General features: G+C 70.0%; 15 protein-coding genes. 9 read left to right on the top strand and 6 right to left on the bottom strand.

The window, feature by feature from the left end:
* Nucleotides 1–490 precede the first annotated feature (490 nt).
* Nucleotides 491–3,292 carry a glycoside hydrolase family 2 TIM barrel-domain containing protein gene (locus tag AB0F15_RS22770; RefSeq protein WP_360273538.1) on the bottom strand — a complete coding sequence of 934 codons (2,802 nt, stop codon included), beginning with the start codon at nt 3,290–3,292 and terminating at the stop codon, nt 491–493.
* A 119-nt stretch (nt 3,293–3,411) separates the two neighbouring features.
* Between AB0F15_RS22770 and AB0F15_RS22765 the strand changes: the two genes are divergently transcribed.
* On the top strand, nt 3,412–5,475 hold the full coding sequence (locus tag AB0F15_RS22765) for a PQQ-dependent sugar dehydrogenase (protein ID WP_360273535.1): 2,064 nt from the start codon (nt 3,412–3,414) through the stop codon (nt 5,473–5,475).
* A 5-nt stretch (nt 5,476–5,480) separates the two neighbouring features.
* On the opposite strand, the gene AB0F15_RS22760 is transcribed toward AB0F15_RS22765, so the two are convergent.
* Both AB0F15_RS22760 and AB0F15_RS22755 read right to left on the bottom strand, forming a co-directional pair.
* Nucleotides 5,481–6,770 carry an FAD-dependent oxidoreductase gene (locus AB0F15_RS22760; RefSeq protein ID WP_360273544.1) on the bottom strand — a complete coding sequence of 430 codons (1,290 nt, stop codon included), beginning with the start codon at nt 6,768–6,770 and terminating at the stop codon, nt 5,481–5,483.
* Nucleotides 6,771–6,989: 219 nt separating this feature from the next.
* Complete coding sequence (locus AB0F15_RS22755) at nt 6,990–8,129, bottom strand: mechanosensitive ion channel domain-containing protein (RefSeq protein WP_360273532.1); 1,140 nt, start codon at nt 8,127–8,129, stop codon at nt 6,990–6,992.
* 263 nt (nt 8,130–8,392) lie between these two features.
* Between AB0F15_RS22755 and AB0F15_RS22750 the strand changes: the two genes are divergently transcribed.
* Both AB0F15_RS22750 and AB0F15_RS22745 read left to right on the top strand, forming a co-directional pair.
* Nucleotides 8,393–8,962 carry a hypothetical protein gene (locus AB0F15_RS22750; RefSeq protein ID WP_360273530.1) on the top strand — a complete coding sequence of 190 codons (570 nt, stop codon included), beginning with the start codon at nt 8,393–8,395 and terminating at the stop codon, nt 8,960–8,962.
* Nucleotides 8,959–9,651, top strand: coding sequence for a PHB depolymerase family esterase (locus tag AB0F15_RS22745; RefSeq protein WP_360273527.1), 693 nt, complete (start codon nt 8,959–8,961; stop codon nt 9,649–9,651). The genes AB0F15_RS22750 and AB0F15_RS22745 overlap by 4 nt, the downstream gene beginning before the upstream one ends.
* A 183-nt stretch (nt 9,652–9,834) precedes the next feature.
* Here AB0F15_RS22745 and AB0F15_RS22740 read toward each other — a convergent pair whose 3' ends face one another.
* On the bottom strand, nt 9,835–12,210 hold the full coding sequence (locus tag AB0F15_RS22740; protein ID WP_360273524.1) for a tetratricopeptide repeat protein: 2,376 nt from the start codon (nt 12,208–12,210) through the stop codon (nt 9,835–9,837).
* A gap of 340 nt (nt 12,211–12,550) precedes the next feature.
* Between AB0F15_RS22740 and AB0F15_RS22735 the strand changes: the two genes are divergently transcribed.
* From AB0F15_RS22735 to AB0F15_RS22720, 4 genes are all read left to right on the top strand, one after another.
* Nucleotides 12,551–13,018, top strand: a complete 468-nt coding sequence (locus AB0F15_RS22735; protein ID WP_360273521.1) for a hypothetical protein — start codon at nt 12,551–12,553, stop codon at nt 13,016–13,018.
* Between the two features lie 175 nt (nt 13,019–13,193).
* Nucleotides 13,194–14,171, top strand: coding sequence for a hypothetical protein (locus tag AB0F15_RS22730; protein WP_360273518.1), 978 nt, complete (start codon nt 13,194–13,196; stop codon nt 14,169–14,171).
* Entirely contained in the window at nt 14,168–16,321 is a 2,154-nt protein-coding gene (locus tag AB0F15_RS22725; RefSeq protein WP_360273515.1) for a glycoside hydrolase domain-containing protein, read from the top strand. Before AB0F15_RS22730 ends, AB0F15_RS22725 begins: the two co-directional genes overlap by 4 nt.
* 16 nt (nt 16,322–16,337) lie before the next feature.
* Nucleotides 16,338–16,916: a hypothetical protein gene (locus tag AB0F15_RS22720; RefSeq protein WP_360273513.1), complete on the top strand. Its 579-nt coding sequence runs from the start codon at nt 16,338–16,340 to the stop codon at nt 16,914–16,916.
* A gap of 214 nt (nt 16,917–17,130) precedes the next feature.
* On the opposite strand, the gene AB0F15_RS22715 is transcribed toward AB0F15_RS22720, so the two are convergent.
* On the bottom strand, nt 17,131–17,544 hold the full coding sequence (locus AB0F15_RS22715) for a transposase (RefSeq protein ID WP_360273510.1): 414 nt from the start codon (nt 17,542–17,544) through the stop codon (nt 17,131–17,133).
* 22 nt (nt 17,545–17,566) lie between these two features.
* On the opposite strand from AB0F15_RS22715, the gene AB0F15_RS22710 reads away from it, so the two are divergent.
* Both AB0F15_RS22710 and AB0F15_RS22705 read left to right on the top strand, forming a co-directional pair.
* Entirely contained in the window at nt 17,567–17,794 is a 228-nt protein-coding gene (locus tag AB0F15_RS22710) for a hypothetical protein (RefSeq protein WP_360273508.1), read from the top strand.
* A gap of 9 nt (nt 17,795–17,803) precedes the next feature.
* Nucleotides 17,804–18,829 carry a hypothetical protein gene (locus tag AB0F15_RS22705; protein WP_360273506.1) on the top strand — a complete coding sequence of 342 codons (1,026 nt, stop codon included), beginning with the start codon at nt 17,804–17,806 and terminating at the stop codon, nt 18,827–18,829.
* Here the strand turns inward: AB0F15_RS22705 and AB0F15_RS22700 are convergent.
* A complete protein-coding gene (locus tag AB0F15_RS22700) occupies nt 18,794–19,516 on the bottom strand; it encodes a hypothetical protein (protein WP_360273503.1) in 723 nt (240 codons plus the stop codon). The genes AB0F15_RS22705 and AB0F15_RS22700 overlap by 36 nt on opposite strands.
* Nucleotides 19,517–19,884: the final 368 nt, after the last annotated feature.

Below are 19,884 nucleotides of genomic sequence, written 5' to 3'. Positions count from 1 at the left end.
GTTCGAGCGACGAACTGCTCGTCGAAGCGTTGCGCGGCGGCGACATCCTCGCCGGCCTGGCCCCCGAGGCCGGCCGCGGCGATGGTGGTCACTCCGGCGAGGAATCTCCGTGTGAACGCCATTTCTGTTCCTCTCCCCGTCAAGCTCCGGTCGTTTCCGCAGCCCGTCGGAAGGAACTCGCCTTGCTCCAGCACGCGGTTGAGGCGGAGGGCACCGATTCACCCGAACGCCGCAACACGTGAGTCGTGCGCAGGTCGGCGTCGAAGTCACGGGCGGACCCGCCGGACAGGCGGCGACGACCCCGCCTCTGCGGGCGTCGGTGAGCCGGCGGGGGGACGATCGAGCCGGCCACCCCGGCGGGTGAGCTTTACCTGCTGATCGACCGCAAGGGGTTCATGGAGTCCACCCGCTGTGGGCCGAGGCGATCGAGGACTGGCGGGCCGGGAGGCCGAGTCGACAGAGCCCTCGCCGCTGTCCCGGCGAGGCTCGGTCACCCGTCGAAACGGAAGTACACAGTCCGGTGGTAGTCGCCGGTCGCGGCGTTCGGCCTGCTCTCCGGGCCCAGTGCCGCGGCGCCGTGGAACTTGTTCCCGATCGGCGCGATGCCGTCGAGGAGCGAGACGTTGCCCGCCGGGTAGGTGACCACGGCGTTCTGCGGGTCCGGGCCCACCGCCGGGGTGAACAACCGCAGGAACAAGCCCTCTTCCGCGGCGACCACCGTCACCGCGCCTTCGGTGGTGTCCAGCACCGCCCAGCAGGTCCGCGCGTGGTAGCCCTTGAACTCCGGGTAGGCGAACCCGCTCGCCCCGGTCGCCGTGTCGTTGTAGGGCTTGCGCCAGACGTCGGGCTGCACCCCGCGGAGCCGGTTCTTGTAGACGCGGTACGGCCCGTCGCCGAGCCACGTCAGGCCCCGGACGTTCGCCTCCGGGTAGTCGAAGTTCACGCCGAGGTGGTCGTGGTCGCCGGTGGCGCGGTAGCGGTACTCCAGCCGCAGCCAGCCGTTGGCGTCCAGGCGCCAGCGCACCGACGTCAGGTCGCCGCTGTAGTCGCACTGCACGACCCAGCCGGTGCCGTCGCGGAAGTGGCTCAAGCCGGTCAGGGCAGCCGTCCCGCCGGCCGGGGCCGGCCCGTTGGCCAGCGACACCGGCGTGCTGCCGCGGCGCACGCCGGTCAGCCGTCCGTCGGACTTGCCGATGGTGACCCGGGTGGCGCCGGCGACGAGCGTGACGCCGGTGGCCGTTTCGATCGCGGTGACGCTGCCCGTGGCCGCCGGTTTGACCAGGCTCGCCGCGAAGTCCGGCGCCTTGCGGATGCGCCACGTCCAGCTGCCGACGTCCCGGCCGGTCGGGTCCGTCACGCTCAGCCGCAGCGCGTCGGCGCCGCTCCAGCCGGCGGGCAGGCCGAGCGTCACCGCGCCGGTGGCTCCCGGGGCGACGTCCGGCGCGGCCGCCTGGCCTTGGGCGAGGACCTGGTGCCCGGTTCCTGCGCCGGGCGCGGGGAACGCGAGCAGCTGCCAGCCGAACCGGCACGCCCGGAGGTTCGTGAAGTCGTACCGGTTGACGAGCTTCACGGTCTGGTCGAACGACGCCGGGAAGACCGAGTCGTAGTAGGCCGGGCTGGCCAGCTGGACCGGGGACCAGATGTCCTTGATGGTGAAGAAGCTGCCTTCCTTTTCGCGGTACGGGCCGAGGATGCCGTCGGGCGCGCGGCTGCCGTTGGTGTCGAGGGCCCCGCCGCGGTCGTCCCGCACGACGCTTTCGTCGACGAGCGCCCAGATGAACCCGCCCGCCGAGCGCTGGGTGCCACCCATGAGCTTCCAGTAGTCGTTCAGCCCGGCCCCGGCGCCGCCGTCGTAGAGCCCGTGCAGGAACTCGGTCGGCAGGAAGATCGTGGTGCCGGCGACCTTGCTCGCGGTGCTGCTGTAGGTCTGGTAGTGGCTGGTGTCGACGCCGCTGAACGTCGTCCACGGGTGCAGCACCGGCCGCCGCTGCGGGTCGTACCGGTCGAAGTCGTCGTCCAGCGCGGTGTTCCAGCCGCCTTCGTTCCCGTTGTCCCAGAACAGGATCGACGGGTGGTTGACGTCGCGCTGCACCAGCGCTTCGACCAGCGGGGCCCCGGCACCCTCGTCGTAATGACGCTGCCAGCCGGTCAGCTCGTCCAGGACGTAGAGCCCGAGCTCGTCGCAGAGGTCGAGGAAGTACGCGTCCGGCGGGTAGTGCGACATCCGGACGGCGTTCATGTTCATGTCCTTCATCAGCCCGATGTCCAGCCGGGCGAGGCGCGGGCTCGAGGCCCGGCCGGAGGTCGGCCAGAACGTGTGCCGGTTCGCTCCTTTGAGGACGATCCGCTTCCCGTTGACGTAGATGCCGTCCCCGGCCCGGACTTCGATCGTGCGGAACCCGAAGCGCTCGACGGTGCTGTGCAGCGGCACCCCGGTGGCGCTCGTGAGCGTCAGCTCGACCTGGTGGAGGTTCGGTGTTTCGGCCGTCCACGATGCGGGCTGGGACGCGGTGGTGGTCAGGGTCGTGTCCGTGGCCCCGCTCGCCACGGCGACCGAGAAGGGGCCCCCGACGGCCGAGCCGTCGAGCCGGCTCAGCTGCGCGGTCAGGCGGGCCGCCGCGGGCACCCCGGCGAGCGCGACGTGAGCAGCGAAGGTCCCGTCCGCGCGGGCGTCGATGGCGACGCGGTCGATCCGGGCGGCCGGGTACGCCTGCAGCGACACCGGCCGGAAGATCCCGCCGAAGTTCCAGAAGTCGCCGCGACGCTCGGCGTCGTTCACCGAGTTGTCGGCCGATTCCTTGCTCACGGTCGCCTCGAGCAGGTTCGCCTCGCCGAGCCGCAGCAGCGACGTCACGTCGTAGCGGAAGCGGTAGAAGCCGCCCTGGTGCACCGGCCCGGCCGAGACGCCGTTGACCCGGACGTCGGCGTCCGTCATGGCCGCCTCGAACACGAGGAAGATCCGGCGGCCGGCCCAGGACGCCGGTGGCGTGAACGAGTGCCGGTAGTGGCCCTTCTCCGCCGGGACGAGGTCGCCGCCGTAGTGGTAGCTGCCGAAGCCGTGGCACTCCCAGTTCGACGGCGTCGGGATCGTGGCCCACTCCCCCGCGCGCCGGCCGGCCGTCACCTGGAAGTCCCAGTCGACGGTGTGGTCGGCGTCGCTGCCGGTGAGGAGCATCGTTTCGGTCACCGGGCCGCCGGTTCCGGCCGCCGAAGCGGCTCCGGACAACGGCCATCCCGCGGCGGCCGCGCCGGCCGCGCTGATCACCAGAGCCTGACGACGGGAAAGGTCCACCAGGCCTCCTGAGGTGCGATCTGATATATGACACACCGTACAACGGCAAGGCTCAACCGAGCGGACAAGCAGCCGGACAAGTCTTGACGCCGGGTCGCGGCCCTGCGAAAGGTAGGAGCATGGTCTTCTCGAACGTCCGCCGGCGTGCGCGCTTCGGCTTCCTGACCGCGGTGATCGCTGTCGCCACAGTGGTCGCGCCCGCGAGCGCCGCCACCGGCTCGACCGTGGTCGGCGTGGCGTCCGGGCGGTGCCTGGACGTCGTCGGCAACAGCACCGCGGCGAAGACGCGCGTCAACATCTACGACTGCCTCGGGCAAGCGAACCAGGCCTGGACGTACACGGCGGCCGGCGAGCTGCGGGTGTACGACGGCGCGATGTGCCTCGACGTGGCGGGCGCGAGCACCACCTCCCCGGCCGACGCGCAGATCTACCCCTGCAACAACGGCGCCAACCAGAAGTGGCGCATCAACGCCGATGGCACCATCACCGGGGTGCAGTCGGGCCTCTGCCTGGACGTCAGCGGGGCGGGCACCGCGAACAGCACCCTGGTCGGGCTGTACACCTGCACCGGCGGGGAAAACCAGAAGTGGCGGACCGCCCTCGGCGACACCCAGCCGCCGAGCGTGCCGGCCAACCCGCGGGTGAGCGACCTCGTCTGCGACGCCGTGACGTTCGCGTGGAACGCCGCCACCGACAACGTGGGCGTCGCGTTCTACGACGTCTACCACGACGGGCAGCTGATGAAGTCGGTGAGCGGAAGCACCCTGTCGACGAGCCTCACTGTCGTCGCCGGCGCGACCTGGGGCCTGTACGTCAACGCGCGCGACGCCGCGGGCAACGTCTCGCAGGCCAGCGCCACGGTGCCGGTCACGCCGCCGCCGTGCCAGCCGGACACCCAGGCGCCGACCGCGCCCACGAGGCTCACCGCCACCGCTTCCGGCACGACGGTCACCCTGAACTGGTCCGCGGCCACCGACAACATCGGCGTCCGGGCCTACGACGTCTACCGCGGCGGCGCGAAGGTCGGCGCCGTCACCGGGACCGCGACCACGCCGCCCGCGACGACTTTCGTCGACAGCGGGCTTGCGGCGAACACGAGCTACTCGTACTACGTCGTCGCGCGGGACGCCCAGGCGAACGTCTCGGCACCCAGCGCGGCCACGACCGTCACCACCGGCGCGGCCTGCGGTGCCTCCGTCTGCGCGGTGACGCAGCTGGCGACCGACACCGACATCCCGTGGGGCCTGGTGACGCTGCCGGACGGCACGATCCTCTACACCCGGCGCGACGCCCACGACATCGTCCACCTGAACCCCGCCACCGGGGCCAAGACCAGCGTCGGCACGGTTCCCGGCGTCGACAACACCGACGGTGAAGGCGGCCTGCTCGGTCTGGCCATCGCGACCGGGTTCGCCGGCGACCACTGGCTCTACATCATGCACACCTCGCCGTCCGACAACCGGATCGTGCGGATCAAGCTGGAGAACGACAAACTCGACACGGCGTCGGAACAGGTACTGCTCAGCGGGTTGCTGCGCAACAAGTTCCACAACGGCGGCCGCTTGCGCTTCGGGCCCGACGGCAAGCTCTACGCCAGCACCGGTGACGCCCAGAACGGTGACAACGCGCAGAACAAGGCCAGCCTCAACGGCAAGGTCCTGCGCCTGAACCCGGACGGCAGCGTGCCCTCGGACAACCCGTTCGGCAACCCGGTGTGGAGCTACGGCCACCGCAACCCGCAGGGGCTCGCGTTCGACTCCCAGGGCCGGTTGTGGGAGCAGGAGTTCGGCAACTCCACCATGGACGAGACCAACCTGATCACCAAGGGCGGCAACTACGGCTGGCCGGCGTGTGAAGGCACCTCCGGAACGTGCGGCACGGCCGGGTTCATCGCACCGAAGCGGACGTACCCGACGGCGGACGGTTCCTGTTCCGGCATCGCCATCGTCCGCGACGTGCTCTACGTCGCCTGCGAGCGCGGCACCCGGATGTACCGGGAAGTGATCAGTGGCAGCGACCTGACCGACGTCCAGGCGTACTTCAACGGCACCTACGGGCGGTTGCGCACGGTCGAACCCGCGCCGGACGGCGGCCTGTGGCTCACGACGACCAACAACGGCGACAAGGACAGCGTCCCCGACAACAGCAACGAGAAGATCTTCCACGTCGCGCTGGGTGGATGAGCGGGTCACGGTATGGGCAGCGGCCCTCCGTCGGACTGCTCTTCCGGCATGACCTGACGCCGGGCGGAAAGCGGTGCTCGCTCCGGACGCAACCCGACGCCGACGAGATACACCGCCAGCGTCCGCAGCACCGGCACCCACTGGGCCGCGCTCAGGAGCCGGCCCGCCGGCCCCGCCTGCCGCCCGGACACGAGGGGGCCGGCGAGGTCGGCGTGCATGAGCCGTTGCAGGACCTGCACCAGCAGCAGCGACGGCAACCGGCGCCGCCGGACCCGGGCGAGTTCGGCCCCGCTCACCGCACCCCGCCGCAGCGGGCCGGCCAGCAGGGTCGCGGTCGCGACGGCATCCTGGACGGCGAGGTTGATGCCGACGCCGCCGACCGGCGACATGGCGTGCGCGGCGTCCCCGAGGCACAGCAAGCCCTCGACGTGCCACCGGCGCAGCCGGTTGAGCCGGACATCGAGCAGTTTGACGTCGTCCATCGAAACCAGCTCGCCGACTCGGTCGGCGTACTCCGGGAGGAGTTCGGCGACATCGCGCCGGAACGCGTCGATGCCGCGGGCACGCAGCCGGCTGTCGGTGCCCTTGCGCGCGACGTACCCGATCTGGAAGTAGCCCTCCCGGGGGATGACGATCGCGAACCGTCCCGGGCCCGGCCGCCGGGTCAGCTGGCCGACCTGTTCGCCTTCACGACGTGAGAGCCGGAACCACCAGGTGTCGAACGGAACGTCGAGCTCGGTCACGGCCAACCCGGCCGCCGCGGGCAGGGCCGAATCCCGGCCGTCGCACGCGACCGTGAGGGTGGCCCGGAGCTCGCCTTCGACCTCCTCGCCGCCGGGCCCGGTCGTGCGGTAGCGGACCCCGGCGACCCGGCCGCCCTCGTGGACGAGCGAGGTCGCCGCGGTCCCCAGTTCGAGCCGGAACGCCGGTTCCGCCCGCGCGGCGCCGGCGAGCAGGTCCAGCAGGTCCCACTGGGGAACGATCGCCACGTACGGGTGCCGCACTCCCCACCGGCGCAACGCCCCGAAATCACCGATCCGCCGGACCCCGCCGTCCCCGTCGGGCAGGACCACGTCGGTGATCCGGGTCTGGGGCAGCCGCGCGAACCGCTCCCCCAGTCCCAGCTCGTCGAGCAGCTGCAAGGTCGCCGGGTGCACGGTGTCACCGCGGAAGTCGTGCAGGAAGTCCTCGTGCTTCTCGAGCACCGTGACCTCGACCCCGGCCCTCGCGAGCAGCAGCCCCAGCACCATGCCCGCCGGCCCGCCCCCCACGACGCAACACGTCGTCCGCTCCACCGCGCCCCGTTCCCCGTCGATCACCGGCAGGCCGATGCCCCCTCCCCACCTTCTACACCGGACGTGACGACAACCTGGAGACGGTGGCACGAACGAGAGTCTTCAGGGCAGCTTTGCCGCACGAACGACGGCGAATCGGCGCAGCGACACCGGTGCGCGACCGTCTCGCTCCACGGCGGGCCGCACCCGCTCCACCGGGAGTGGTGTCGAGAAGCCGCGTCACCGGCCGTTGAAGGTCCGCTCCCGCGTTCGGCCGTCGGCGCTGTCGCCGAAGAGGCGGGAGCCCTGGCCCGGGGCGGGATCTGCCGGCTTCGGGGCCGGGGAGGCCGGCAGGTGTTCCGTGCGCAGCCGGGGCAGGGCGGACGGATGGGTGCGGCGGACCCACTGCACCAGCTGTTCGCGGACCAGGCAGCGCAGGTCGAACAACGTCGGCGCGTCGGCCGCGCTCACCAGCGCACGGACCCGGACCAGGGTGTGCACCGCGTCGGTCACCTGCAGCACGCTGACCCGGCCGTCCCAGAGTTCGGTGTCCTCCAGGATCCGGCGCAGCTCCTCGCGCATCTGCTCCACCGGCACCGACCAGTCCAGATCCAGCTCGACCGTGCCGAGAAGCGCCGCTTCGCGCCGGGTCCAGTTCTCGAACGGGTGGGACATGAAGTAGGACGTGGGCATCACGAGCCGGCGGTCGTCCCACAGGTGGATCACCAGGTAGGTCAACGTGATGTCCTCGATGCGGCCCCACTCGTTCTCGACGATCACCACGTCGTCGAGGCGGATGGCGTCGCTGAAGGCGATCTGCATCCCGGCGAACACGTTGCCGAGCAGGGACTGCGCGGCCAGCGCGGCCACCGCGCCGACGACGCCGGCCGAGGCGAGCAGGCTGGTGCCCGCGGCACGAGCGGCCGGGAAAGTCATCAGCATCGCCCCGAACGCGATCACCGCGACACCCGCGACGGTGATCCGGCGGACCAGGGTGACCTGCGTCTGCAAGCGGCGGGCGTGCCGGTTGTCCGGCACGTCGACCCGCAGCCGCGACAACGCAGCCCGCTCGATCGACGTCAGGGTCCCGGCCACGAGCCACGCCCCGGCCCCGATCAACGCCAGCCCCAGCCCGTGGCTCACCCGCTCCCGCCACGGCCCGTCCGGAAGGCCGAAGGTGCCGGCGCCGCGCAACGCGATCACCGCGGCGAACCACAGGAGCGGCCGGTGGGCGTGCACGGTCAGCTCGGCCAGCACCGCGGACCGCCGGCTTAGCCGCCGGACCACCCGGCGGAAGAGGTGCTCGAGCACGAGGAAGAGCCCGAACGCCGCCGCCGCGCCGACCACCGCGGGCACCAGCCGCCCCCACCCGTCGAACACTCGCAGCCTCCCGTAGTCGCACGTCCCGTGGGGCGTACCCAGCCCGGCCGGGTGCCGACACGGTGGCTGTTCTCACAGCGCGCGCCCGAGGTTCCCGGTGACCGGGAACTGGCTCAGGAAGCCCTGGCACCCGATCCCGGTGACGTGGACAACGGGCCGGGCGCCGTCGAAAATGGTTCACACACCAGCACCCGCACACGCGACTCGGGTCCGACGAGGCCTCGCCCGGTCTTCCGCACGGAGACCCCTACGGAGGAGTTCGCATGGACAAGGCTCTTGGCATGGACACGGTCTTCAGCCGCCGGACCGCGCTGGTCACCGGCGCGGGCCTCTCCGCCGGCCTCGCGTTGCCCGGCGTCGCCCTGGCCACCGGCGAAGACAGCGTGGGTTTCACCCTCGACGCCGAGACGCTCGACGGCGGGGAACAGATCACCTCGATCACCCTCGGCACCGCCCGGATCGGACCGATCGACCCCGCGAGCCTGACCACCGGCACCTTCCGCGTGCACGCGAAGGCCACCAGCCCGATCGACACCGGCGGCCCGGACGTCGGCTACGACCTCGACCGGCCCGTCACGGCCGCGCGGCTAGACCCGCACGGGAACATCGTGCTCGAGCTGAGCCACGGGGAGGGCCAGACCGGCGCCGGCACCCTCGGCTACCTCGCCGGCAAGAGCCGCAACGTCCGGCTCGACCTCGTCTACACCGTCACGCAGACCGCGCCCGTCCGCCCGCGGCACGGCCGGCCGGTCACGTTCACCCGTTCACGCAAGGCAGGCCGGCCAACCCCGAGGTCGACGCCTTCAGCCACCACACGTCCCGCTCCGGGATGAAGTACCGGCTCTACTCCCCCGCCTCGCAGCACGGCCGGCGGCCCTTGATCGTCTGGCTCCACGGCGCCGGCGAAGGCGCTTCGCTGCCCGATGGCTACTACGACAACGAAACCACGTTGCGCGCCAACCGCGGCGCACTCGGCATCGCCACCCGCGAAGCGCAAACGATCTTCGACGGCGCTCACGTGGTGGTCCCGCAGAGCACGTCCGTCTGGATGGACGACGGCCCCCGCTTCGCCCCGCTCATCCACGAGATCATCCGGGAGGTGCAGCGCACGCGGCCGGTCGACCCCGGACGTGTCCACGTCGCCGGCTGCAGCAACGGCGGCTACATGACACTGAAGATGACGACGACCTACCCCACCGCGTTCGCCGCGTCGGTCCCGGTCTGCGGTGTCGTCACCGCCCGGAAGGAGGGCGACCCACCGCTGGTCCCCGACGCCGCATTGGCCGCGATCGGCACCCCCACCTGGCTGGTCGCCTCCCGCGACGACGACACGGTGGACCCGCTGGCCAACACCGTCCACGCGCACGAGCTGATCCCCCGCTCGACGCTGACGCTCTACGACCACGTCGTCCGGAACGGGTACCGGTTCCCCGGTCACTGGTCGTGGATCTACGTGGCCCGCAACGACCCGGGCACCGGCGGCACCCACCTCTGGCAGTGGATGGCGCGCCAACGCCGCTGAACTTCGCCCGCGGCGGGCGTCGGTTGAAGTACTCGCGGGTGAGGGGCGAGCGGGCGCCGACGCGACGGGCAGCCAGCGCGGCGGTGATGACCGCTTGGGCGCACCGTCGCAACCACCACCCCGGCCGCGATTCGTCCAGTCACACACCGTCCGGCCGGCCGGGGATGGATCGCCTGGGCCCGATCACCCGCCCCCCGGTAGGCGTTCGCGAGGGTGTTGCGGCAGGCCGGAGTGGTGAAGTGGTCCGTACCGAGCACGCGCCGGCGGTCGGCGGCGACGGTCGTCGGGGTCGTGGAGCCTGGCACGGACTTGCTCTGCGTCGGGGTGGTGGAGCTCGTCGAGGATGGTGAGTGCCTGCTGCCATGTTGCATGGGCGGCGTGGTGGTTGCCGAAGGTCTGGTAGGCCTCGGCGAAGTGGGAAAGGGTGTCGGCTTCCAGATAGCGGTCTCCGGCCTCACGGAACAGGGCGAGTGCACGCTGGTAACAGGTGATCGCTTGCTGGTGTTGGCCGAGGTGATGGTAGGCGTAGCCGAGGCTGTCCCAGGTCGAGGCTTCGCAGTGACCGTCGTCAAAGCGCCGGACCAACGCGAGGGCGTCGTGACAGTAGCCGAGAGCCTGCTCGTAGTCGCCGAGCCGGGCGTGCAGCCAGCCGATCCCGTTCAGTATTTGAGCCTGCCCTGACTGGTGACCGGCTGCGGCGAACAGGCTGAAAGCTTGGTGAGCGTGGTGGAGGGCGGCGGCGGAGTGGCCCTGTCGGCCGAGTACGTAGCTGAGACTGTCGTGAGCGCGTGCTTGCCCGATGGGATCGCCGAGTGCTCGATAGAGGCCGAGGGCGTGCCGCAGGTGGGTGTGGGCGTCGTCGTAGCGGCACTGTTTGAGGTAACCGCGGGCGAGCGCGTGGTGTGCACCAGCCGCGGCGGCCTGGTCGCACAGCCGCTGCGCGGCGACGAGGGCGCATTGTTGCGCGGTGGTGTGCTCGTGCCAGAGCCCTTGCCGGGTCGCGAAGGTGCTGAAGGTCCACGCCAGACGCCAGGTGTGACTGTCGAATCCATTGTGGACGGACTGTCGGACGATGGCCGTCAGTGCCGGGTGTTCGGTGGTGAACCAGGCCAGTGCCTGCGCCTTGTCCGCCGGGTCGGCCAGCGTGACCCCCGGCCGGCACGGAAGCAGCGTGATGGGTTCTCGGGTCGGTTCGAGTAGCCGAGCGGCGCTGTGTGCGGTGTGCAGGTAGTGGTCGAGGACCCGGCGCAGCGCGGCACGGCGTTCGGGAGCCGGGTCGTGAGTGCGGGTCAGTTCGGTGGCGTAGGTGCGCAGCAGGTCGTGGAGGCTGTATCGGCCGGCGATGTGTTCGGTGATCAGGTGCGTACGGGTCAGCTCGGACAGCGGCGGCCGTATGTGCGCTGGCGGGACTGCCAGCAGGTTGGCTGCGGCCACGCAGGTGATGTCCGGGCCAGGGTGCAGGCTCAGCAGCCGGAACAGCCGCGCGGACATGTCGTGGAGGGCGCGGTAGGACCAGGACAAGATCTTCCGCACGTCGATCTCGGCGTCGGCGGTGAATGGATCCAGGTTGTCGTGGGGCGCACGCAGCTCCTCGGCAAGCGCAGCCAGGGACAGGGGGACGCGGAGGCTGGCGCGGGCAGCCAGGACGGCCAGGGCGAGGGGCAGCCGCGCGGACAGCGCGATGAGGTCGTCAACCGCGTCGGATTCGGCGAGCGCACGTTCGGATCCGAGCCGGTGTGCCAGGAACTGCCTGGCTTCGCTCGCGGTGAACAGGTCCAGCGGGAGCAAGCGGGCCTCGTGGGTTGCGACGACGCCGGTGAGCTGGGTGCGGCTGGTGACCATGACGAGGCAGCCCGGAGAGCCCGGGATCAGCGGGTACACCTGCGTGAGGTCGCTCGCGTTGTCGAGGACGACCAAGACTCGTTTGTCAGCCAGCAAACTGCGGTAGAGACCGGCCTGTGCTTGAGGATCAGCGGGGACGCGGCCCGGAGGCACGTCCAGTGCGGCGAGAAACGCGCGGATGGCCTCTTCCGGGCTCTTGACCGCGCCGGCGGGGCCGAAGCCACCCAGGTTCATGAACAATTGGCCGTCGCCGAACCGTTCGGCCACCCGGTGGGCCCAGTGCACGGCGAGCGTGGTTTTGCCGACGCCGGCGGGGCCGGTGACGACCACGACCGCTGGTCCCCCGCGGTGCTCCGCGAACGCGGTGAGCCGCCGTAGGCTGTCGCCCCGGCCGGTGAAACCGGCCATGTCAGCCGGCAGCTGAGCAGGTCTGGGCCACCGGGGTAGCCGGCCGGCCGGGAAATCGGTGGCATCCGCTTCAGCGGCGGCAGGACCGCTGCCCGGGTCGGCGAGGGCAGCCTGGTGGAAGGAGTCGCGTTCCGTCCCGCACAGGGCGAACGCGTCCGCAAGCAGCCGGACCGTGCCGGGGCGAGGCCTGGCGATCCGACCGGCCTCGATGTTGCGAATACTGCGCTCGCTCACGCCGGTCTTGCCGGCCAACTCGGCCTGGGTGATGCCGAGCCGCTGCCGGTGAGAGCGCACGATCTGGCCGAACACCCCATCCTCCCCGGCTGGGTATCTGGTCTTCGGTACGGCGACAAGGGTGCCACCTCACGGTCCATGATCGGTACCTGCCAACCGGTCGCAAGTTGCCGGTCAACTGCCGGTGTACGACCTCGTGACGTGGTGGAGGGCGCTGCCACAGTGAGAATCTGTTGCGCAAGCCATTCATCCGCAACACGGACCCGGCCGAGCAAGCAAACCAAGCGATCATGGACCAGGCGTCGGAACGGAATGGACAAACCTGCGCCCCGAATGGCATCGCCACCGCCGCTCGGACATCGTGCTCCCATTTCCGGAGGGAAATATGAGAAAACCACTGACCCCGCTCCGCACCGTGGCCGCTATCACGCTCGGACGTGCCACACTGACGTTGATCTGCGCAATCGCGCTCATCGCAGCATCGGTCCTCACCGGGGCGATGCCGGCCCAGGCCACGACAAGCGCCGTCAGCGCGGCCGAGAAGAACGCCAAGGCCCACTCGCCGTCGACCGCGCACGCCGCCGCCGTCACCTGCAACAATTTCTGGAACGGGTACGACTCCGCCGGCGCGGTGTTCAACCGCAGCGACGCCGCGGTCCGGACTGGCGCCAGTACGTCCTGCACCGCAGTCGGCCGGATCTACAACCAGTACACAGTCTGGTACGACTGCTTCACCGAAGGTCAGAACCCCGGCACGGGCTGGTCGACCTGGACCCACCTGCACTACTGGCTGAACAATGCTTGGCACAACGGATGGGTCAACGACGGCCTGTTGCCGTATCAGAACGGCACTCAGGGCAGCACGTGGGACTGCCTGCAGTAAGCAGGCAAGCGAAACAGCAGCCTGCCGCCGGAATGAGTGCTTTCGAGATTGTGACCTGGTGCACCGCAATGAGGCCACGGTGCGGCGTTCGGCCCACATGGAACGGTCCGCCGGGCCGGCGCGCCCGCGCGACCCCATCAGACGGAAAACCCACCGATCCACTCGGGAGACGAAAATGACCCCCCAGAATCGCGGCCTCACCATCGCTGCCGTCCTGGTCACGGCGTCCGGCCTGATCGCCGGGGCGGCCGAGGCGTCGGCGGAGCCTGATGCCGCAACCGAGTTCGCGGCCGCAGTGCTGCCCGCGGCACAGGCCGCCTTCGCCGACGCAACGCTGGTGCACACCGATCACGAGGTGCTTCCCGGTCAACTGCCGGGCACCACGGTGGACCTCACCGCCGCGATGTTCAAAACCGGGCCGCGGGGCTCGGCGTTGGTCACGCGTCAGGTGGGCGGGGTCACTGCGGTGAACACCACCGGCCGGGACGCACAGGTGTCGCGCACCGCAGGCGGCGAGATGACGAGTCTGCGCTGGACCGAGCGGGCCGGTGTGAACTACCAGGTCACCGTACGCGGCGAAGTGCAGCCGGAGACACTACGTACGCTGGCTCGTGCGCTGCCGGCGGATCACAGCACGCCGTCGGCCGGCGAGGCGGTCGCTCCCGCGACCGACATGATTCCGGCGGGTACGGGCGACGGCTTCGTCGCCGGCGCCGGAGCATGGACCGACGACCTGGACGACGAGGCGGACCTGTCCCGGACCTCGTCGTACCGGCACAGCAACTATGTCGGTGTCTGGCAGATGATCCTCCAGGTCGACGCGCCCCACCTCCCGCCAACGGAGGTCGACTGCGACTTCGGCCCAACCACCGAGCAATACACAAAGTACTGGCAGAACTGGCAGAACATCGGTCCGTCCGGCGCACTGGACGCCAGCACCCGGAAGCGGGCCCAGCGGTTCCTCGCCCTTGAGTACACGGTGTCCGATGGCAGCGACTACGGCTACTACCTCGGCCTCGAGTCCAACATCTTCATTCACCGGCACGGGCCGAACATCTCGCCGGCATACCGCTGGGACGTCCAAAGCGTGAACCACAACGACTGGCACGGCGCGGCGTACGGCTACGCCAACTTCCTCGGTTGCAGAGCATGACCCTCACCATTCAGCCCCGCTCGGCCTGGGGGCAGTACGTATCGCTCGACAGCGATCTCTACGAGATGGCCAACCATCCGCCGAGGCCGAGTCTCAATCCGGACTGGAGTCCCGTGATGGGGGTGTTCATCCACCACCGCGGGCCCGGGTCGGCCGACCTCCCGGACGAGACCGCCTGCCGGCTGGACATCGCCATCGTGTTCCTCGCCCATGCTCAGGGGTCCGACTACTTCGGCGACATCGCCTACAACTGGCTGATCTGCCCGCACGGAAACGTGTACACCGGCCGCGGATACGAGCGTGGGGAGGCCAACTACGGCAAGGGCCCGAAGATCGAAGGGTACGGCCGCAACGAGGGCTTCTACTCGATCTGCGCCCTGATGCGGTCGGACAACACCGCCACCGTGGAGATGCTCCAAGCCTACCGTGACCTCATTCACCACCTGCGGTTCGTGGGGGACAACGGGTCCCGGCTGACCGGCGACCGGATCTACCCGCACCAATACGAGTATCCCGAAACGGAGTGCCCCGGCAACCTGCTGATGTACGCCCAGCCGGGCTCCACCATCGACCCGGCCGCGCCCTGGACCGGCCTGGCCGACATCGACGTCTTCGCCGCCCAGCGATGGGTCAACGCCACGTACACCGGGGTCGCGGACGGCTACGTCCGGTGCCCGGAGAACGGCCGGACCGGGTGGCCCACCGTGTTCTCACTGACCCAGGGCCTGCAGCACGAGCTGGGCATCTCCCCCACCGTGCAGAACTTCGGCCCGGGCACGTTCGCCGCGGTCAAGAACCGCGGCCGGCTCCCGTCCGTGGAGACCAACGAGAACCTCCTCCGGATCTTCAACGGCGCCTTGTGGTGCAAGGGCTATTTCGCCTCGCCGGACCAGCGCTACTGGAGCGTGAGATCCCAGTCGTCGCTGATTCAGCTCTACGCCGACGCCGGGTTGTCCTACGAGTCGATGTCGTTGACCATGTGGCCGCACGTGTGCCGGGGACTGCTGCGCATGGACCAGTTCCGGCTCATCCCGCAGGGCGACGTCACGATCCAGCGGGTCCAGCAGCGCCTCAACTCACGGTACGTGGCCGGTGTCGGCATCCCGGCGATGATTCTCGTGCCCTGCGACGGCGTCTACACCCGCGACGTGCAGCAGGGCTTCATGATGGGCCTGCAGTACGAACTGGGGTTGGCGGTCAGCTCGATCAACGGCAACTTCGGGCCGGCCACGCAGGCCGCTCTCAAGGGCCGGGGCTCCGGCCGGCTCGTCGGCGACCTGCGTTACTTGTTCCGGGCGGCGTGCTACTTCAACTCGCCGACGCCAGGCCCGAACGGGCAGCTCATCTACCGCCCGGACGACATCGGCACGGACGACGACACCGCCAGTCACCGCGGCTGGCTGCGTGCCTTCCAGACCTTCTGCCAGCTGCCGGCGACCGTCACCAACGACTACGGCACCTGGGCGCAGCTGCTGATCTCGACCGGCGACGCGGAGCGGACGGTGGCCGGTTGCGACTGCGTCAAGGAGATCACCGCTGTCCGCGGGCAGGCGCTGAGGTCGGCCGGGTACCAGATCGTCGGGCGGTACCTGGACGAGGACGTGCCGGCCGACGACCCGCGCTATCTGGGCAAGGCGCTGAAACCGAGCGAACCGCAGACCATCCTGGACGCCGGGCTGCGGTTCTTCCCGCTCTTCCAGTACTACGGCCGGGTGCTGTCCAACTTCACGTACGCGAAAGGCCTTTCCCACGGCCAGATCGCCACCGACAAGGCGGCTGGCTACCGCATCCCGGCCGGCTCGTGCCTCTATTTCGCGGTCGACTACGACGCGCTGGACGTCGACATCGACAGCAACATCAAGCCGTACTTCCAGGGCGTCAGGGAGGGGATCCGGCAACGCGGCGACCGCTACCGGTACGGCGTGTACGGCTCGCGTCACGTGTGCAGCCGCATTTCTCACGAGGTCGACGCCCAGTACTCGATGGTAGCCGCCATGTCCTGGGGTTACTCGGGCAATCTCGGTTTCCCGATGCCGGAAAACTGGTCGTTCAACCAGGTCAAGGAGTTCGACTTCCAGAGCGGCTGGGGGCTCGACAACAACGTCTGGCGCGACGCCGGCGACCTCGGCGTGTCCTCCCTGTCCGGCTGACCAGCGGGAGCCGAAGATGATCAACAGACGCAGCCTCCTCATCGCCGCGGCCGGCGCCGGGACACTTCTTCTCGTGCCGGGCGTTCCGGCGTTCGCCGAGGACAAACGGCCAACGGCGGATCCGGGCGCGATCGGCACGCACCGGATCGAAGGGTCCTCAGCCTCGGTGGCGGTGCGCAGCGGCGCGGCGGCGATCGTGCTCCTGCACATCGCCCGCCGGTGGCACTACGAGATCGGCCCGCTCGGCACGGGCGAGGGAACCGTGTCGAGCTTCCCCTCGGGCACAGCGATCGCGTTGTACCCGAACGCGTACCCAGCCGGGGGCACCGAGCGGCTCCGGCCGCACGAGGAACTGATCGTGCGCGACATCCTCGCCGACTGCGCGGGGATCGTGACGTGGGGTGGTGACCTCGACCCGGCCGCGCCGTCACATTTCCGCCTCGCGGTGGGCCCGGCCGATGCGGCGCTCGCTCATGTGGCCGGCCGACTCGACCCGAACCGACCGCCGGAGCACCGTTCGCAGCTCCCGGGCATGGTCGCCGACCCGGCGGACCCGGCCCGGCGGGCGCTGGTGCAGCAGGTCCGGAGGCGGTGAGGCGTCACGGATCTCTGTCTGCGTCCTCGATGAATGTGCAAGGCCGCCGAACCCCGGTTGCGCTGAGTAGCTGAGAGCGGCAGTTGTCCCTTCGACGCCAGGCGGCATGAGGTGCGTGCCCCCAGCGGTGGTGGCGTTCGCGGCGTGGGGCGGCGAGGACGTCAGGGTGGCGTGCGTTGTCACTGTTCCGAAGTGGTGACCACGGGGGCTCAGGTCAGTCAGGAGCCGCCCACGAATGTCCTCCCGAGCCTGCCGCTACGCGCTCGGCGTCGCGGGGCATCCGGCGACAGACGACAGCCGGCGTTTCAGGCACCGCATCGCTTGCATCCTGGTCTTGCCCTCTGCCAGCCTCCGCTGGTAGCAGGCGCGACCGGGGTGTCGTGAGGGCGCTGGACAATGGCCGGTGCCGACGACGATCACCAGACGATGCCCCCGACGGCGCTGTGCCGTTCCAGGGCGGGAACCGCCCCTTGTCGGCGAACCGGCCGACATCACCGATGTCACCCCGGAGACGAGCAGCGCCCGGCGGGCCGATTGCGAACAGCTCCAGGCGGCCGCGGTGGCCGCGGCTCGCGGCTGAGTCCGAAGGCGGCCGTCTCCCGGACTGCCCGCCCTTGCCGATCGCCATATCCGGGTCGGATACTGCTTCGATGAGACGCGGCGGCCAGCGACGAACGCTGCTGCGCCTTGTGCTCGCGATGATGACGTCCGACTCGAATCACCTGAGCCGCGGCGGGACGAACGGCAACCGCTACCTGTACCGGTGCCCGAAAGGACACGAGCAACGCCTGCGCCACCACAAGACCGAAGCGCCGCGCTGCCGGGTGAGGGGATGCGGCCAGCAGATGGAGTACATCCCGGCGTCGGATCGGCCGTAGGAGGCGGGCATGCTCAACGAGCTGGGCCAGCAGGTGGCCAAGCTGTTCGGTGGCCGGTTCAGCCTCACCAACCTGCTGCCGGTGACGGTCCTGGCCGCGCTCGTGAGCCTGCTCGTCGCAGCCGGCGCGTACACCGATCATCCGGCCGACGTCGTCGCTGTGGTGGTCCGGTTGGGGAAGCACCCCGTTCAGGCCGGTCTCGTGGTGTTCGGCGTCGTCCTAGCCGGGGTGCTGTTGCGGCCGTTCCAGGTGGCGCTGGTCCAGTTCCTGGAGGGGTACTGGCGCACCCGCGCGCTCACCCTGCTGAACGAGGTGGCGACCGAGCAGCACCGGCGCCGGCGGCACAGCGCGGAAATCGTGTCCCGCTTCGAGGGAACGGACCCGGAGAGCGGCTCCTTCGAAGCAGTCGTCGCGCAGGCGCACCGGAACTGGCGCCTGGAACGCGCAGCCGAGCGCGCGGAACAAATTTTCCGCAGATATCCGAAGGAAGAAGGTCGGCTGATGCCGACACACATCGGCAACGTCCTGCGGGCGGGCGAGGACGCCGCGGGAGCCCGCTACGGCCTGCAGCTCAACGCGATCACCGAACGCCTGTGGCCGTCGTTGTCATCGAGGATGAGTGGCTCGATCTCCCGCAACCTCGACACGATCGACACGATGTGCGCGCTCTGCGTCGCGCTGGCGGCCGCGACGGTCGCAGCGCTGCCGACACTGCGGCACCCGAGCGGCTGGACGTGGATCCCGCTGTTCACCGCGATCACGGCGGCCGTCGCCTACCGAGCGGCACTGCGCGCGGCCACCGGTCATGCGCGGTTGCTGGCCGCCGCGGTCGACCTGCACCGGTTCGACATGCTCACCGCACTGCACCTCCCGCTTCCGTTTTCGCCCGTCGAGGAAATCCGGTTCAACAAGGCGTTGTCGGCCTTCCTTGGCGAGACGGACGGCACGCAGCCGCAGGTTTTTCCCGGAATGCTCGTTCCGTATGAGCACCCGGCGCCATCAGTGCCCGCGCCGAATTCCGACGAATCCGCCTAGCCCCTGCAGATTGAGCACCACCCGCCGATCGACACGTTTGTCCAGCGCTTCGAGAGCGCCGTCGTACTGCATTCGCCGGGCGAGTTCCACCCGGCCCGCTTGCACCTGCCAGCCTGCTGGAACAGCGAGCGTGACCCGGCCGAACCACACCGTGATGTCCACGACGATGCCCCCGCTGTCGACCGGGTATTCCGCTGCGGACAGGTCGATGTGGACTGTACCCCCGAAAATGGCTCGCACCGCGCATTTTCCCGGTGCTTCGTCGAAGATCCGCAGCTCTCTCTTGCTCAGCAGGACGGCGCTGCGGCGGCGGATGATCGCGTCGAGTTCGTGGTGCACGCGGCGGCGGGACAACGCCAAAACCAGGCCACCTCCCGTCACCGCGAACGCCGCGGTACCGGTCAGGTTAGCCGTATTCACCCACCCGAACACCAGGGCCGCCGCGAACAGTCCCCCACCGGCGAGCACTAGCAGCATCACGGGTCCGGCGACGGTACCGGCCGGCATCGCCGCCCGCACCACCATGACGACGGCGACCACGACGAACATGGCCGGGAGGACGATCAGGGCGAGCCGGCCGAGCCGGAGGATCTGGTCCCAGCTGCCGACCGACCAAGTCGTCCCAGCCACGGCGACGAGCAACCCGGCCGCCACCCTGTTCCGGCTGAGCACCGGCCCGTTGTCCATGCCTGTTGAGATAACACAACGTGGCGGTGCGGGCGCACACGGGCCCACCGGAAGCGTCATACCTTCACCAGACCCGTGTCCTCTCCGCCAGCGCCGCCGGCCCCTCGCGCGCCCGCGCTTCGTGCGCCGGACTCAGTGTCGGCCCTCAGCGCGTCGCCGCGGGAAGAGAAGGCTTCAAGGCGAGAGCGTCGCAGAAAGGCTCGAGACACGGCGGCAAAGTTTCACCGGGGAGCCGGAAGTCTTCGCGGTTTCGGTGCCCCCGCCGTGGTGATCAACCGCACGTGAGCACTCGGCCCGCGGCCGGTTCCCGGTCGGTGCAGCACGTCACTGTCCGCGCCCGCACGAACATCCCGTCACGGGCTCGAGGT

Source organism: Amycolatopsis sp. NPDC026612, assembly GCF_040638285.1.
GTDB lineage: Bacteria > Actinomycetota > Actinomycetes > Mycobacteriales > Pseudonocardiaceae > Amycolatopsis.
The sequence above is the reverse complement of the archived record's forward strand: the minus strand, read 5'-3'. Positions and strand labels throughout refer to the sequence as shown.

What these genes read in the sequence shown, in the direction of transcription:
- AB0F15_RS22765 (WP_360273535.1), top strand. Translation starts at nt 3,412, where the DNA reads ATGGTCTTCTCGAACGTCCGCCGGCGTGCGCGCTTCGGCTTCCTGACC.
- AB0F15_RS22750 (WP_360273530.1), top strand. Translation starts at nt 8,393, where the DNA reads ATGGACAAGGCTCTTGGCATGGACACGGTCTTCAGCCGCCGGACCGCG.
- AB0F15_RS22745 (WP_360273527.1), top strand. Translation starts at nt 8,959, where the DNA reads ATGAAGTACCGGCTCTACTCCCCCGCCTCGCAGCACGGCCGGCGGCCC.
- AB0F15_RS22730 (WP_360273518.1), top strand. Translation starts at nt 13,194, where the DNA reads ATGACCCCCCAGAATCGCGGCCTCACCATCGCTGCCGTCCTGGTCACG.
- AB0F15_RS22725 (WP_360273515.1), top strand. Translation starts at nt 14,168, where the DNA reads ATGACCCTCACCATTCAGCCCCGCTCGGCCTGGGGGCAGTACGTATCG.
- AB0F15_RS22720 (WP_360273513.1), top strand. Translation starts at nt 16,338, where the DNA reads ATGATCAACAGACGCAGCCTCCTCATCGCCGCGGCCGGCGCCGGGACA.
- AB0F15_RS22715 (WP_360273510.1), bottom strand. Translation starts at nt 17,544, where the DNA reads ATGGCGATCGGCAAGGGCGGGCAGTCCGGGAGACGGCCGCCTTCGGAC.
- AB0F15_RS22710 (WP_360273508.1), top strand. Translation starts at nt 17,567, where the DNA reads ATGAGACGCGGCGGCCAGCGACGAACGCTGCTGCGCCTTGTGCTCGCG.
- AB0F15_RS22705 (WP_360273506.1), top strand. Translation starts at nt 17,804, where the DNA reads ATGCTCAACGAGCTGGGCCAGCAGGTGGCCAAGCTGTTCGGTGGCCGG.
- AB0F15_RS22700 (WP_360273503.1), bottom strand. Translation starts at nt 19,516, where the DNA reads ATGGACAACGGGCCGGTGCTCAGCCGGAACAGGGTGGCGGCCGGGTTG.